This is a genomic window from Xanthomonas hortorum pv. cynarae, from assembly GCF_002939985.1.
Lineage (GTDB): Bacteria > Pseudomonadota > Gammaproteobacteria > Xanthomonadales > Xanthomonadaceae > Xanthomonas > Xanthomonas hortorum_D.
This window is the reverse complement of record NZ_MDFM01000028.1, coordinates 20,838-35,236: the sequence shown is the minus strand read 5'-3', so window position 1 is coordinate 35,236 and position 14,399 is coordinate 20,838. Positions and strand designations below refer to the sequence as shown.

Below are 14,399 nucleotides of genomic sequence, written 5' to 3'. Positions count from 1 at the left end.
TCATCATCGCCCCCGTGTCCTGTTCTGATCGCCCCTCCGGCACGTCACCGGATACCGCCGCGAGCGGTGCAACCCAGGCGCCTGCCATCGACGCGCCCGCCAGCGGCCGCATCCGGTTGGCATTGTTTCTGGCTGGCTTTGCCACGTTCTCGCTGTTGTACAGCGTGCAGCCGGTGCTGCCCGAATTTGCGCGCGCGTTCGGCGTGGACGCGGCCACCGCCTCGCTGCCGTTGTCGTTGGCCACCGGTGCGCTGGCGCTGGCGATCTTCTGCGCCGGCGCGGTGTCGGAAAACCTCGGCCGGCGCGGGCTGATGTTCGTGTCGATCGCACTGGCCGCAGTGCTCAACCTGGTCGCTGCGTTCCTGCCGCATTGGGGCGCGTTGGTGTTGGTGCGCACCTTGTCCGGCATCGCGCTGGGCGGAGTGCCGGCGGTGGCGATGGTCTACCTGGGCGAAGAGCTGCCGGCCAACAAGATGGGTGCGGCCACCGGGTTGTATGTGGCCGGCAATGCGTTCGGCGGCATGAGCGGGCGCATCGTGATGAGCGTGCTGACCGATCATTACGACTGGCGCACCGCACTGGCGGTGTTGAGCGTGTTCGACCTGCTGTGCGCGCTGGCATTCTTCTGGTTGCTGCCGCCGTCGCGCAACTTCGTGCGCCGGCACGGCATCAATCTGCGCTTCCATCTGCGCGCCTGGGCCGGGCATCTGCGCGATCGCAATCTGCCTTTCCTGTTTGCGTTGCCGTTTTTGTTGATGGGCGTGTTCGTATGCCTCTACAACTACGCCGGCTTTCGGTTGGGCGGGCCGGAGTTCGGCTTGAGCCAGAGCCAGATCGGGATGATCTTCAGTGCCTATGTGTTCGGCATCGTCAGTTCGTCGGTGGCCGGTGCGGCGTCGGATCGTTTCGGTCGCGGCCCGGTGGTCACCACCGGCATCGTGTTGTGCGTGCTCGGCGTGGCGTTGACCCTGGCGCATGTCCTGGCGCTGGTGGTGGCCGGCATCGTGTTGTTGACGATCGGCTTTTTCATCGCGCATTCGGCCGCCAGCGCCTGGGTGAGCCGGCTCGGCGGTGCGCATCGCAGTCATGCGGCGTCGCTGTATCTGCTGGCGTATTACGCCGGCTCCAGCGTGATCGGCGCGCTCGGCGGCTGGTTCTGGCAACACGGTGGCTGGGGCGCGTTGGTGGGCATGTGCCTGACGTTGCTGGCGCTCGCTTTTGCGGCTGCGCACGTGCTGCGCCAACGCGCCGACGACGCACGCCCATACGGACGGTTCGCTCCGCATCCTGCGCGCAGCGAGTGATGCAGAGCGACCGACGCTTCTAGCGTACCCGCTTGCTGCGTGTCGTTTGCGCTAAAGAAGGCGGGGCGGGCGTTGCATCCGTCGCCCTGTGCCAAGATTGCCAACAACCGCGTACGCCGCCGCTCCAGATCGGCCAACTGGCGTTCGGTCAGCTGCAGGCGCGCGCGATGCGCGTGTGCGGTTTCCGGGCACATCTGTGCGCCTTCGACCAGGCGCATGCAATCAGGAAACCCGAGGATGTCGTCCAGGCTGAAGCCGGTGGCGATCAGCCGCTGAATCTGCCGCACCTGCGCGACGCACGCAGCGGGAAACACCCGGTAAGCCATTGGCACTGCGCGAAGAGGTGCCGGTGTGGTGTATGTCGATGGCGGGATCGAGCTGGGCGCGCATCCGGCGATCTATCGCGATCTGTCTCCGACGATCTGCGTACGCATCTGCAGGCGGTGCAGGACTTCCTGCGGCTGTGCTTCGCTACCCAACCGCCTGCGTCGGTGTTCGACGCCTTGCTGGCCGGTGCAGCGCTGGCCTCATGGGACATGCGGCATGCCGTGCAAGGCATGTCGATCTATGTCGCCGGCCTATAGCGCACGCGTTTGCCGGTGCTGCTGATGTGCACGCGATGCGCTGGTAAGTACCGAGCCGACCCTGGCAGGTTGAGGTCAAGGGGAGGACCTTGTAGATGTTCTGTGCTGCGCAAAAATATCGCGGCAACCGAAGTTTTTGCTAGATGTTTAAAAATTTTACTGCTCTGTGGTAAACACTGCTTTAACTTAAGTAAGCAAAACCCATAGTCAAGGAGCCCAGCCATTATGACCATTGCATCCGCCAGGATCGCAGCTGGCATTATTTGGGTTTGTTCACGGCTACATCAGGGTTGCGTGCGAATAAAGCCTAAAGAATTCCACAAAAAAATTTTACCGTCGTAATTGAAATGTGGACTCTTATATACTGCCGGAAACGGCGCGCTACATTTTGAGAAATTATATGTATGTATTCATATTAATAGTGAGAGAGGAGAGTTATGAAAAACAAAGTGAAAAATCCATCTTTTATTGCAGGCGTTCTGGTGGTAGCAATCGCATTGTCGTCAGCAGCTGAAGCGCAAAGTTATTTTGGCTTCCATAGGCTGGCGATCGGTATCCCTAACCGGAGTAATGTGAACTCTGTCTATGTCACTGCGACAGGAAGTAATAACTTTCAGATCGGTACTTGCGTAAGGACTCCCAGGGGAGACAATCGCAGCGCGGTGACATGGACGCTGCTTACAGATCCCTCCCTGGTGACGGACGGAACTCCCGTTAGGCTGCTCGGATTTGCTTCAACTGAATGCACCAATACCCTGCTGCGCAGCAGAAGCGGAACCGTTCCAAATGCTGATAACTTGGAAAATTACTGGTTTCTGCTGAAATAACGTCTGCACTCAGAGCCGCCTGCTCGCAAGGCTGCGCCTTCGATCGGTGACAGCCAAGCGCCCTGGCTGACACCGCTCCAACGGCATCGAACAAAAACGTGTTGTGCCATGGGGTCGCTTGCGGCGCTCAGATCAGTTCCGCCAGCGCCCACAGGTGCCCCACCAGCGGCATGCTGTCGAGAGCACCCGGTGCAACCGCCAATGCCAACCGCGCCAGCGACATGCGGCCTTTGATGTCCAGGTAGCGCACGCCGGAGCGCTGCAATTGCGCGGTGGAGGCGGGCACCAGCGAGACGCCCAGTTCGGCGGAAGACGGGAAGGCGTCATATGAGCGTCCTTTGTGGCCTGCAGCGGGCAAGCCATGCTGGAGGCGATGCATCAAGAGAGTGAGCGCTGACATCCAAAGATGCAGCATTTCAACGTCAGCGCACTCAGAAGTGGTAAGTCACCACCAACCGCGAATTGCGCTCGTAGATCGGCCGGCCGTAGATCGGCTCGCGCGTGCCCTGGCCGGAGATGGTGTCGGTGCGTGGGTTGCCTTCGGTCAGCGCAAACGTGTTGGTCAGATTGTCCACCGACAGCTGCACATCCCACGGCCCGCTGCGGACCAGGATATTGGCTGCCAATGTGTCGTAGGCGGCCAGCTCGGTGGTGTTTTCCAGGTCGGCGTAGCGCTTGCCCACATAGGCGTAGCGCAACGAGGTTTCCCAATCGAACTTGCCGGTGGTGAAGAACAGCGTTGGCCCCGCATTGCCGTACACCTTTGGCTGGCGGTTGGGCATGTTGCCGTCCACATCGACCACGGCCACCGCGCCATTGGCCACCACTTCGGTCAGATCGGACACCTTGGTGTCGTTGTAGGTCAGATTCGCATCGAAACGCAGCCACTGCGCCGGTGTCCATACCGCCGCCAGTTCGATACCCGGGTTGGTGACGCTGCCGCGGTAGTCCTTGGATTCGGCTGCGCCGGTCTGCGGGTTCACCGCGCTGGTGCCGATGTTGTACGGGTCGTACTTGGTGTAGAAGGCGGTGGCGAACACGTCCAGCGTGTCGAAATTGAGCTTGGTGCCGAGCTCGAACTGGTCGGCGGTGGGGATGTTGACGTTGCCTTCGTTGGCGCCTTCGCTGGGCGCGCGGTGCGCACGCGAGGCGCGGCCGTAGATGCCGACCATGGGGTTGATGTCGTAGTTGAAACCCGCCGTCCAGTTGGTCACGCCCACGTCCAGCGCGGTGCGCGCGCGGGCACCGGTGAACAGGCGTGCGGCATCGTCGGCCAGGGTGTCGGTCATGCCCAGGTTGCCGGTGCTGCGCAGCATGCTCCAGGCGCGATAGCGGTAGCGCTCGTAACGCACGCCGCCTTCCAGGCGCAGCTTGTCGGTCACCTGCCAGGTGTCGGCGATGTAGGGCGCCAGCATGCTGGTGTAGGCCTTGCCCTGGGTGCGGTCGGCGCCGTAGATCACCACGCCGTCCTTGGTCACGCCACCGACCACGTTGCCGGCCGCGTCGTAGCCGAGCAGGTCGATCGTGCGCGGGTTCTGCCGCATCTCGAACAGATAGCTCTGGTAGCGCGAGTTGTAGGAGCGGGCGTAATAGGCGCCGTAGATGCCCAACGTGATGTCATGGGTGTCGCCGCCCCAATCGAAGCTGCGATGCAGGCGCAGATCATCGGCAAACGAATCGGCACGCACGTTCATGGCGCGGTACTGGCCCTGGATCACCAGGCCGTCGGTGCTGGCCGGGTCGAAGCGGCTGCCATCGTCGGTGTACGCATAGGCGAGCGAGGTCAGGCCGGGAAATGCTGCCGTGGCGGCAGCGCGGCGGCTGTTGGCATAAGCGTTGGCATCCTGCGGCGCATTGCTCGAATACAGCGCGTCGAAGGTCATGTCCAGGCGATTGACGATGGCCTTGTTGGACAGGCTCCAGCCATTGTCGAAGGCCAGGTCCAGGTTCGCACCCAGATGATTGAACTTCATGTGGCGGCCATCGGAGAGATCGCGCAACTCGCGCTGCGGCGCGCCGTTGGCATCGCTGGAAATAATCGTGGCGCGTTTGAGTTGCGCGGTGCTCAAGGTGCCGGTGAAGCGGTCGATCAACGGGTCCAGCGAGCGCGTGGTGTCACGCGGGTCGTACAGCGGGATCGGCATGTAGAACGCGTTCTTGTCGTCCAGATGCTTGGCGGTGAAGGTGATCTTGCCGTGGTCCAGCGTGTGCGTGAGGTTCATGCGGAACTGCCCGCCCTCGTCGGCCGGAAAGCCCACATCGCGGTAGCCGTCGTTGCGCCGCACGAAGCCGCCAGCAGCCAGATACCAATCCTGCGCCAGCTTGCCCGACCAATAACCATCGAGCCGATACAGCCCGGTGTCGCCGACGGTGGTGCGCACCGCGCCTTCGGGCGTGTCGCCGCCCTGGCGGGTGACGAAATTGACGATGGCCGCGGCATTGGAGGCAAAGATCGGCGAGGGCCCGCCGCGCACGGTTTCCACCGATTCGACCATCAGATCCGGGCGCACCAGGCCTTCGGTCTTGTAGAAATAGCCGTTGTTGTCCGGGTAAGGGCTGATGCCGTCTTCCTGGATGACCGCAAACGAGCCTTCGTCGGGAATGCCGCGGATGCGGTAGACGTTTTGCACTTCACCGCCGGTCGATTCGGCATAGATGCCGGGCATCGAGCCGATCAGGCTGGCCAGGTTGAGCGGGGCCAGTTTGTCGATCTGTTCGGCGGTCAGCGCGGTGATCGCATACGAGGCGTCGAATTGATTCTGGGCCTGGCCGGCGCCGGTGACGATCATCCGGTCCAGCGAGAAGATGCCGTCCTCGCTCTTGCGTGTGGCAGGCGTGGAGGGCGCGCCGGTTTCCTGCGCGAATGCGGGTGTGGCCAGGGTCAGTGCAAGGACGATGGCGAGCGGACGACGCGACACAGCACGACGCACTCCGGAGCGTGTCCGGATGTGGGTGTAGGGCATGGCAAGGAGTGGGGCAGCGGGGGAGTTGCCCACTGTCGCGGCGACATGTTTCCGCAGCGTTGCGTGTGCACCCGATCACGCTAGCTTGGCGGACTCGCACGCCGATTTGTGACGTAGTGCTTTTTTTAAAGCGGTTTCAACCGTGCACAGCAGGTTGCCGGCTGTGCGTCGTTCGGTGCGCATCACCAAGCCAGTCGTCCGCTCCGGTGTCATCGCGTCGGTGCCGAGCTCGGACATCGCAAGCTGCGTCACGCAGCTCCCTTGCCAGCAGCACGGTGAAGGCATCGGGCGCGGTCGGCACCGTCGCGCAGCGCAACAGGCGCGGAGCTGGGACAGAAGACGCTTCCTTGGAATCACCAAGAAGGCCCCCCAGACTAGGTGTCATCCGTCAGTGTGTACATTCGCATTCGTGAGCACCTCCTTGCCGCTGCAAAAAACGCGTAAATCCCCGCAACAAGCGCGTTCGCGCGCCACCGTGGAGGTCATTCGCCAGGCCAGCATTCAGGTTTTGGTGGCCGACGGACTGCAGGGTTGCACCACCACGCGGGTGGCCGAGCGCGCCGGCGTGTCGGTGGGCAGCGTGTACCAGTACTGCCCGAACCGTCAGGCCATGTTGACCGCCTTGCTGGACTGGCACCTGCAGGCGGTGATCCATGCGGTGGAACAGGCCTGCGCGCAACACCATGGGCACACGCTCGCGCAGCAATGCGAGGCACTGGTGCATGCCTTCGTACAGGCCAAATTGCAGCACGTGGATGTCTCACGCGCGTTGTATGCGATCTCCGAACTGCATGGTGGCGCCGCATTGGGATCGCAGGCGCGCAAGCGCTCGCAGCAGGCGTTTGCGGCTGCGCTCGCCACCGCATCGGATGTGCGCTTCGATGACTGCGAGGCAGTGGCCAAGATCGGGATGGCCGCCATTGTCGGGCCGGTGAGAAACCTGCTGGAAGATGGTGCGCCTGCGGCGCGTGTTGCACCGCTACAGGCGCAACTGGTGCTGTTGCTGCACAGTTATCTCATGGCCACCGGAGTTGCACGATGACTGCGGCACTCGTTCAGGACAGCTACGTGCTGCAGGACTTCATCGAGCGCCATCGGCGCCTGTTCGTGCTCACGGGCGCCGGGTGCAGCACCGATTCGGGCATCCCCGATTACCGCGATCTGCAAGGCGGCTGGAAGCGTCCGCAACCGGTGACCTTCCAGGCCTTCATGGGCGAGTTGTCCACGCGGCAGCGGTATTGGGCGCGCAGTCTGGTCGGCTGGCCGCGCTTCGGGTTGGCGCAACCCAACGCCACCCATCACGCACTTGCCGCGCTGGAAGCGCGTGGCCAGCTGGAACTGCTGCTGACGCAAAATGTGGATCGCCTGCATCAGGCCGCCGGCAGCCAGGCGGTGATCGATCTGCATGGCCGGCTGGATGTGGTGCGCTGCATGGGTTGTGAGCGGCGCATGCCACGCACCGAGTTTCAGGTGTTGCTCGAACAGGCCAACCCCGGTTGGGCCGAGCTGGAGGCCGCGCAGGCGCCCGATGGCGATGCCGATCTGGACGATGTGGCCTTCGACCGTTTTGCGGTGCCGCCATGCCCGGTGTGCGGCGGCGTGCTCAAGCCGGATGTGGTGTTCTTCGGCGAGAACGTGCCGCGCGAGCGCGTGGAGCGCGCGTTCTCGCATCTGCAGGCGGCCGATGCGGTGCTGGTGGTGGGCTCGTCGCTGATGGTGTATTCGGGCTTTCGCTTTGTGCAGACCGCTGCACGCAATGGTCTGCCGATCGCCGCGCTCAACTTCGGGCGCACCCGTGCGGACGAACTGCTCAGTTTGAAGGTGGAGCAGTCGTGCGCGCAGGCCTTGGCGTTCCTGCATGCGCCGGTCGACCCGCCGCGTACGCGCGGCGTCAATGACGTGAGTGCGCGTTCGGCATGACGCAGTGATCCATCGCAGCGGTTGTGCGCACGCGCGCGGCGCAGTGCAATGGGCATCCCCGTGTCATGTGTGGATGCCCTCTTGAGCCAGCTGTTCTCCCCCATTCGCTTCGGTCCGCTTGCGCTCGCCAACCGGATCGTCATCGCTCCGATGTGCCAATACTCCGCACAGGACGGCCGCGCCAGCGACTGGCACCGCATCCATCTGGGCACCTTGTCGCAATCCGGTGCCGGCCTGCTGATTCTGGAAGCGGCCGCAGTGCAGCCGCAGGGCCGCATCTCTTACGCCGACCTGGGCTTGTACGACGACGCCACCGAGCAGGCGTTGGACGAAGTGCTGCAATCGGTACGGCGCTGGTCGCCGATGCCGATCGGCATTCAATTGGCACATGCCGGGCGCAAGGCCTCCACCGATCTGCCGTGGAAGGGTGGCGAGGCGATCGCACCGGATCACGCGCATGGCTGGCAGACCGTGTCTGCGTCGGCCGTGCCGTTTCGCGAGGGCCAGCCGTTGCCACAGGCGCTGGATGAAGCCTGCATCGACGCGGTGGTCGATGCATTTGTCGCCTCGGCACAGCGCGCCGAACGTCTGGGCCTGGAGTTGATCGAGCTGCATGCCGCGCATGGCTATCTGATGCATCAGTTCCTGTCGCCGCTGAGCAATCAGCGCAGCGATGCGTATGGCGGTTCGTTGGAGAACCGCATGCGGTTGACCCTGGGCATCTTCGATGCGGTGCGTGCGGCGGTGTCGGACAAGATCGCCATCGGCGTGCGGATTTCTGCCACCGATTGGGTGGAGGGCGGTTGGGATCTTGCGCAGAGCATTGCCTTGTCCAAGGCGCTGGATGCACGCGGTGCGCATTACATCCATGTCTCCAGCGGCGGGCTGGATCCGCGCCAGCAGATTCCGGTGCAGGCGGGTTATCAGATTCCGTTTGCGCAGCAGATCAAGGCGCAGGTCGACACGCCGGTGATCGGGGTGGGCCTGATCACCGAGCCGACGCAGGCCGAGGCGATTGTGCAAGACGGGCAAGCCGATGCCATCGCATTGGCGCGCGGCATTCTGTACGACCCGCGCTGGCCGTGGCATGCGGCCGCTGCACTCGGTGCCTCGGTCACGCCCGCGCCGCAATACCTGCGCTGCGAGCCACGTGAGGCGCGCGGCGTGTTCGCCAGCTGATTGACGCTGGGGGTGGTAAACAAGCAGAGCGGGCCGGTGTCTGGATCGCCGCTCTTGACGCAAGATCGCATAAGGAAAACAGATGCCGATAGGATTTCTGGGCTTGGGCACGATGGGCCTGCCGATGGCACACAACCTGCTGCGCGGCGGGTTCGAGCTGAGTGTGTGGAATCGCTCGCCCGAGCGCGCGCAGTCGCTGCGGCAGGCCGGTGCAACGGTGGTGGACGCACCACGCGACGCTGCACACGGCCCGCTGTTGTTCTCGATGCTGGCCGACGACAACGCGGTGCGTGAAACCCTGCTGGAACGCGGTGTGCTGGACGCGCTGCCGGCCGGCAGCGTGCACGTCAACATGGCCACCATCTCGGTGGCGTTGGCGCACGAGTTGACCGCCCTGCACGCCGAACGCGGTGTGGCCTACGTGGCCGCACCGGTGCTCGGCCGCGTCGATGTGGCCGAGGCCGGCAAGCTCAACATCCTGGCGGCCGGCGACGAGGCGGCGTTGGCGCGCGTGCAGCCGATGTTCGATGTGCTCGGCCAGCGCACCTGGGAGATCGGCCGCAGCCCCGAGCAGGCCAATGCGGTCAAGCTGGCGGCCAACTTCTGCCTGGCCAGTGCGATCGGCGCCATGGCCGAGGCCAGCGCGCTGGCACGCGGCCACGGCGTGGAGGCCACCCAGTTCCTGGGCATGCTCACCAGCACCTTGTTCGCCGCGCCCGCGTATCAGGGCTACGGCCGCTTGATCATGCAGCGCGAGTATTTGCCGGCCGGCTTCACCGCCACGCTGGGCCGCAAGGATGTGGATCTGGCGATCCAGGCCGGCGCCGACAAGCAGGTGCCGATGCCGCTGGGCGAGTTGCTGCGCGTCGGCCTGGACGAGGCGATCGCCCATGGCGACGGCAACGCCGATTGGGCGGTACTGGCAGAGGTCTCGGCGCGCCGGGCAGGGCAGGTGGCCTGATCGCAGCGCAGGGGCGCAAGTGGGTTGCGCGCATCGCGCTTCGCTTGAAGGCGATGCGCGATGCATCTTGCTCACCCCAACATGCAGCAGACCTTCTAAAATGCCGGCTCGTTATAGCCGCCGCTCCAGGGAGGATGCGATGCGACACCTGCATATCACGCTCGGTTCGACCGAGCGCACGCCGCGCGCACTTGCCTGCGCCGGTGCTGCACGATGACCGCCGCACTGGTCGTCGACCAGGGCCCGGTAGGCCCGGACCATCCCGAGCATCCGGACCATTATCTGTTCGCGCAGATCCGCGAAGCGGTGGCGGTGCTCGATGCCGAGTTGAACAAACCCACCGACCAGGCCAGCGTGCGCATGGCCGCGCGCCTGTTGCCGCTGGCCAAACAGCACGGCTTCGATCAGGTGGACTACGTGGTGCTCAGCCGGCATGTGGGCGAAGTGGGCGAGAACGTGTTCCTGGTGCGTGGCGAGCTCTCCGACCCCGCGCATCTGCGCGCGCACATCACCACGCACGAAGCGATGGAAACCTCGGTGGAGGCATCGATGGCGCAACTGGACGAGATCAATCGGCGGCTGATGCTGCGCCTGCCGCCGCGCTGAGTCGGATGGAAAAGTTACGGGCGCAAGCACCGCGCCCGCAGCTGCGCGCATTGGCTATCATTGTGCAGATGCGCTCCGACTACATCCTCACCCTGTCCTGTCCCGACCGTACCGGCATCGTCTATCGCGTGACCGGGCTGTTGTTCGATCTGGCCTGCAATATTCTCGACGCGCAGCAGTTCGGCGACGACGAAAGCGGCCGCTTCTTTCTGCGCGTGCACTTCAACAAGCCGCAGGCCACCGAGATCGCCGGTCTGGAGCGGCGCTTTGCGCTGCTGGCCGACGAATTCCAGATGCAGTGGCAATTGCACGACGCGCGCCGTCGTGCGCGCTTGCTGGTGCTGGTGAGCAAGCAGGGGCATTGCCTCAACGATCTGCTGTTCCGCATGCATAGCCGGCAACTGCCGGTGGACATCGCCGCGGTGGTCTCCAACCACGCCGACTTCGCGCCGCTGGCGGCCTCCTACGGCATCGCCTTCCACCATCTGCCGGTGAGTGCAGACACGCGCGCTGCACAGGAAGCGCAGCTGCTCGCACTGGTCGAGACCTTGCAGATCGATCTGGTGGTGCTGGCGCGCTACATGCAGATTCTTTCGCCGGAACTATGCCGCGCATTGGCCGGGCGCGCGATCAATATTCATCACAGTTTTCTGCCCAGCTTCAAGGGTGCGCAGCCGTATCATCAGGCGCACGCGCGCGGGGTCAAGATCATCGGCGCCACCGCGCATTACGTCACCGAAGACCTGGACGAAGGCCCGATCATCGAACAGGACGTCGCCCGCGTGGACCACGCGATGCCGCCGCGCGATCTGGTGCGGCTGGGCAGCGATACCGAATCGCTGGTGCTTGCGCGTGCGGTGCGCCGCCATGTCGAACATCGCGTGGTGCTCAATGGCCATCGCACGGTGGTGTTTCGGTGAGGCGGGCCGAGCCGTGCATCGCGTTGACCCAGCCTGCGCCAGGCGTCCGTGCGCGGCAACTCCCCCCAGCGGTGTCGAGTGTGGTGTCGGAGCGCGACAATCCAGCCTGGAACCGGGCGGCATTGACGCCCATCACGCCATCCCGATGGCTTCAAGGTCGCACCAGGCCGGGGCACACATCGTCCGACGGCTAAGAGCGGCTGACAGAACTGCCATGTGTGCGTAGCCGGTTGATCTGCAACCTGGCGGGCAAGGACCAGTCGAGCGGGTCGCTGAAGAGCTCTGGGAGGATCACGGCTCGTTCTTGAGCCGTCCTGATTGTTGGAGCTTCTGCAGGAAACTCTGAGTATCCATTGCTTTCAGGCGGCGCATCGCTCATCTGCAAGCAGTGCCCTGGTGTCGGGACAGACGGTTCGAACTGGTATTCAGCAGCCTATAAGATCGATTAATTCGAATAATAAATGGAACCAGTCGGGAGAAATCAACGAAGTTTCGGAAGCGTTCGTTATTGGTAATGCATTTTCGCCAAGAGAAGGCGAGAGCCATGGAAGGTGCGACACATTGGCCGGCAGCTCGCGCTTTCGTACAAGGCATAGCCGGAATAAACATTGGCGATACCTGCCGCGGTCTGCTGCGAATTCTTTAAGAACTCCGTCCGTTGCGCAGTGTAGTGACTTGCCGAATCATGCTAGGTGGCTTGCCCTTGCATATCGCATCCGCGCGCATCGGGAATACATCAATGCAATCATGGCAGGTGCACAATGAAATTTCCGAAAGAAGCTCGACCCCGCCCCAGAGTGACCGTGGTTGTTTTTCTGGTGACGTCCTGTCTGCTCAGTGGGCCGGGCGTGTCCGCAGAGACAACTGTCGTGAACCGCGCCGATGGCGGGGCCGCAACATCCAGATCGGCTCTCAGGACGGCCTCGTTCGTCGAGCAGGGCGCTGAAAATGGCGCGAGGTATGTTCATTCGGTCAGCGCCAAGAGTGCCGCAGGCCCCAGCGGGAGCATGTCCAACATGGGTGGCAGGCAGAGGGCTGCCGCAAGCATAAGAGAAAAAATAAGGGCAATGACGCTCGAGGAGAAAATTGGGCAAAAAATAATGCTTGATTTTCGCTACTGGGATCCAGCCGGTAATGAAAAGCGGGATATGACGGCTCCCGATGAGGTAATCGGCCGAATAATCAAGAGCAATCACGTTGGCGGCGTCATTCTTTTCTCGAATAACATCAAGGAGCGCTCCCAGATCGAGAAACTTACGTCTTGGTATGCTGGAATGGAAAGCAGCGCAGGGGTGCATCTGCTGATTGCGACGGACAATGAGGGAGGTAATGTCTTTCGACTTCCCCGTAACGAGTATGCCTCCTTTCCAGGCAATATGGCGCTTGCAGCAGCCATTGAGGGAGGCTCAAGCGAGCAGCTTGCCTTTGAACAGGGCAGGTTATTGGCGCAGGACCTGCTCGCCTTGAAGATAAATACCAATTTCGCACCGGTGGCCGATGTCAATGCAAACCCCTTCAATCCGGTCATCAATGTTCGCGCATTCAGCGACAACGCAGATGTCGTCTCTCGCTTGGCCGGAAAAATTGCAGCCGGAATGGAACGGCAAGGGCTGGTCACGACCTACAAGCACTTTCCGGGCCACGGCAGCACTTCAACCGACTCGCACACTGGCCTTCCCCGCGTGGATCTCTCACGGGACCAAGCCTTCGCAATCGATATCGCGCCCTATCAACAGGCTATCTCCGCACACGCCGCTCCAGACATGGTCATGACGGCGCATATCCAGTACCCGGCGCTGGATGAAACCCTGGTCACCAATCGTAACGGACAAAGGATTATAGTTCCCGCCACCATGTCACGTCAGATACAGACGCATATCCTGCGCGACGAACTGGGCTATGCCGGCGTGACCATTTCCGATGCGCTGGATATGGGCGCGATCACCGACAACTTCGACGAGGAGGATTCTGTCGAGAAGTTATTTTCCGCAGGAGTGGACATTGCGCTGATGCCGATCAGCATTTCTTCACCCGCTCAGGCCGAGCTTCTGCCTCGACTTGTCGGTCTGATTGTCGAAGCGGTCAGGGAAGGGCGCATCAGGGAGGATGATATAGATGCTTCGGTCGAACGAATCTTGGAACTCAAGGCGCGGCACAACCTGCTGGCGAGGAGTGAGCGAAATTCTTCCGAAGCGCCCTCCTTGTTGGCAGGAGAAGTCCAGAAAGCGATTGCGGATCGGTCTATAACCGTGGTGATCAATCGCCAGTCCTTGTTGCCGTTGAAAGACAAATCGTTACGCTATTTCGTTCTGACGCCTCAAGCTCAGCAGGCTACTGGCATTGCAGTGGCGATGGGGCAGGAAGGGTACCGCAGTGTGGTTGCCGCAGATGAGGCAACGCTCACTGACGCGCAGATAAGAGAAAATATTGCCAGGTGCGATATTTTCCTGCTTGGAACCCTGCCGACGAGTTTTACGGCAGTCGAACAGGATATTGTTCCTGCAGCACAAGCGACTGTGGTGCAAAACGACAGCAGGTATCTGGACTGGCTCAGTTATGCTGCGGGCTTGGGGAAGAAGCGCGTCCATCTGTCGTTGCGCGCGCCATACGACATCGTCAATTATTCCGGGTATACGGATGCGGCTGTCGCCGCCTATTCCTATTACGGATATAATAACGGTGTTTGGCTCGGTCCCTCCATGTTGTCGCTGGCGGAAGTACTCACTGGCAAACTGACGCCGCGCGGCAAATTGCCGGTCAATCTCTGGAAAAACTATGACGTGGAGGCAAATACAGGGATGGTGGCTTATCCGCGAGGATTTGGATTGAGCTGGTAACTGCGATCAGACACGGGCGCAAAATCGATCTGGCACAGGGCCGCGAGGAGACTATGCGTCTTGGAAAAGCTGACAAAACTCCTGTGCAGCCGTCGGGCGGGCGCGGCCGATGCTCGGAATCGGCATGTACCATTCGTACACTGCGGTTCTGAGCGCGCAGTCCGCGCCCACCTGACGACCCGCTCGCTACGTCTTGGTAGCCGCTCTTGGAACATACCCGTTGCGTCTCATGCTGGAGGAAAACCGGCTGTAGCCTGTTGCAGGTCGTGAAAGAAGACGGCCGGCGCGCAGGCGCCGG

Annotated in this window: 11 protein-coding genes, 1 other RNA gene and 3 pseudogenes; 11 read left to right on the top strand and 4 right to left on the bottom strand. The window is 62.4% G+C overall.

Annotated elements, in window-relative coordinates; all coding sequences use genetic code 11:
* The first annotated feature begins 14 nt into the window (after positions 1–14).
* Positions 15–1,304, top strand: coding sequence for an MFS transporter (locus tag XcyCFBP4188_RS17315; protein ID WP_167393566.1), 1,290 nt, complete (start codon positions 15–17; stop codon positions 1,302–1,304).
* A gap of 19 nt (positions 1,305–1,323) precedes the next feature.
* Here the strand turns inward: XcyCFBP4188_RS17315 and XcyCFBP4188_RS17310 are convergent.
* Positions 1,324–1,694 (bottom strand): annotated as a pseudogene (locus tag XcyCFBP4188_RS17310) (MerR family transcriptional regulator).
* Between XcyCFBP4188_RS17310 and XcyCFBP4188_RS17305 the strand changes: the two are divergent.
* Positions 1,650–1,955, top strand: a pseudogene (locus XcyCFBP4188_RS17305) (alpha/beta fold hydrolase); the annotation flags it as partial. The pseudogenes XcyCFBP4188_RS17310 and XcyCFBP4188_RS17305 sit on opposite strands and share 45 nt — an antisense overlap.
* A gap of 370 nt (positions 1,956–2,325) precedes the next feature.
* The gene (locus XcyCFBP4188_RS22670; protein ID WP_146094063.1) at positions 2,326–2,715 is read left to right on the top strand and encodes a hypothetical protein; all 390 of its coding nucleotides are present in this window, start codon (positions 2,326–2,328) and stop codon (positions 2,713–2,715) included.
* Between the two features lie 127 nt (positions 2,716–2,842).
* Here the strand turns inward: XcyCFBP4188_RS22670 and XcyCFBP4188_RS17300 are convergent.
* The 3 genes and pseudogenes from XcyCFBP4188_RS17300 to XcyCFBP4188_RS22905 form a co-directional block, all read right to left on the bottom strand.
* Positions 2,843–3,025: pseudogene (locus XcyCFBP4188_RS17300) on the bottom strand (LysR family transcriptional regulator); the annotation flags it as partial.
* A 121-nt stretch (positions 3,026–3,146) separates the two neighbouring features.
* A complete protein-coding gene (locus tag XcyCFBP4188_RS17295; RefSeq protein WP_233397335.1) occupies positions 3,147–5,633 on the bottom strand; it encodes a TonB-dependent receptor in 2,487 nt (828 codons plus the stop codon).
* Positions 5,634–5,753: 120 nt separating this feature from the next.
* Entirely contained in the window at positions 5,754–5,915 is a 162-nt protein-coding gene (locus XcyCFBP4188_RS22905; protein WP_160113181.1) for a hypothetical protein, read from the bottom strand.
* Between the two features lie 184 nt (positions 5,916–6,099).
* Between XcyCFBP4188_RS22905 and XcyCFBP4188_RS17290 the strand changes: the two genes are divergently transcribed.
* The 8 genes from XcyCFBP4188_RS17290 to XcyCFBP4188_RS17255 all read left to right on the top strand — a co-directional run bounded on the left by XcyCFBP4188_RS17290 (position 6,100) and on the right by XcyCFBP4188_RS17255 (position 14,303).
* Positions 6,100–6,720: a TetR/AcrR family transcriptional regulator gene (locus XcyCFBP4188_RS17290; RefSeq protein WP_043910762.1), complete on the top strand. Its 621-nt coding sequence runs from the start codon at positions 6,100–6,102 to the stop codon at positions 6,718–6,720.
* Positions 6,717–7,598 carry an NAD-dependent protein deacetylase gene (locus XcyCFBP4188_RS17285; protein WP_104592519.1) on the top strand — a complete coding sequence of 294 codons (882 nt, stop codon included), beginning with the start codon at positions 6,717–6,719 and terminating at the stop codon, positions 7,596–7,598. Before XcyCFBP4188_RS17290 ends, XcyCFBP4188_RS17285 begins: the two co-directional genes overlap by 4 nt.
* A 60-nt stretch (positions 7,599–7,658) precedes the next feature.
* A complete protein-coding gene (locus tag XcyCFBP4188_RS17280; protein ID WP_043910759.1) occupies positions 7,659–8,777 on the top strand; it encodes an NADH:flavin oxidoreductase/NADH oxidase in 1,119 nt (372 codons plus the stop codon).
* 82 nt (positions 8,778–8,859) lie between these two features.
* On the top strand, positions 8,860–9,738 hold the full coding sequence (locus XcyCFBP4188_RS17275; RefSeq protein WP_006452653.1) for an NAD(P)-dependent oxidoreductase: 879 nt from the start codon (positions 8,860–8,862) through the stop codon (positions 9,736–9,738).
* A 213-nt stretch (positions 9,739–9,951) separates the two neighbouring features.
* On the top strand, positions 9,952–10,344 hold the full coding sequence (locus XcyCFBP4188_RS17270; protein WP_006452652.1) for an XVIPCD domain-containing protein: 393 nt from the start codon (positions 9,952–9,954) through the stop codon (positions 10,342–10,344).
* Positions 10,345–10,412: 68 nt separating this feature from the next.
* On the top strand, positions 10,413–11,264 hold the full coding sequence (gene purU / locus XcyCFBP4188_RS17265; RefSeq protein WP_043910757.1) for a formyltetrahydrofolate deformylase: 852 nt from the start codon (positions 10,413–10,415) through the stop codon (positions 11,262–11,264).
* Between the two features lie 869 nt (positions 11,265–12,133).
* Complete coding sequence (locus XcyCFBP4188_RS17260) at positions 12,134–14,101, top strand: glycoside hydrolase family 3 protein (RefSeq protein ID WP_233397334.1); 1,968 nt, start codon at positions 12,134–12,136, stop codon at positions 14,099–14,101.
* A gap of 124 nt (positions 14,102–14,225) precedes the next feature.
* Positions 14,226–14,303: non-coding RNA, sX9 sRNA (locus tag XcyCFBP4188_RS17255), on the top strand.
* Positions 14,304–14,399 lie beyond the last annotated feature (96 nt).

Coding starts and splice junctions, on each gene's coding strand:
- XcyCFBP4188_RS17270 (WP_006452652.1), top strand. CDS start 9,952: ATGACCGCCGCACTGGTCGTCGACCAGGGCCCGGTAGGCCCGGACCAT.
- XcyCFBP4188_RS22905 (WP_160113181.1), bottom strand. CDS start 5,915: ATGTCCGAGCTCGGCACCGACGCGATGACACCGGAGCGGACGACTGGC.
- purU (WP_043910757.1), top strand. CDS start 10,413: ATGCGCTCCGACTACATCCTCACCCTGTCCTGTCCCGACCGTACCGGC.
- XcyCFBP4188_RS22670 (WP_146094063.1), top strand. CDS start 2,326: ATGAAAAACAAAGTGAAAAATCCATCTTTTATTGCAGGCGTTCTGGTG.
- XcyCFBP4188_RS17275 (WP_006452653.1), top strand. CDS start 8,860: ATGCCGATAGGATTTCTGGGCTTGGGCACGATGGGCCTGCCGATGGCA.
- XcyCFBP4188_RS17285 (WP_104592519.1), top strand. CDS start 6,717: ATGACTGCGGCACTCGTTCAGGACAGCTACGTGCTGCAGGACTTCATC.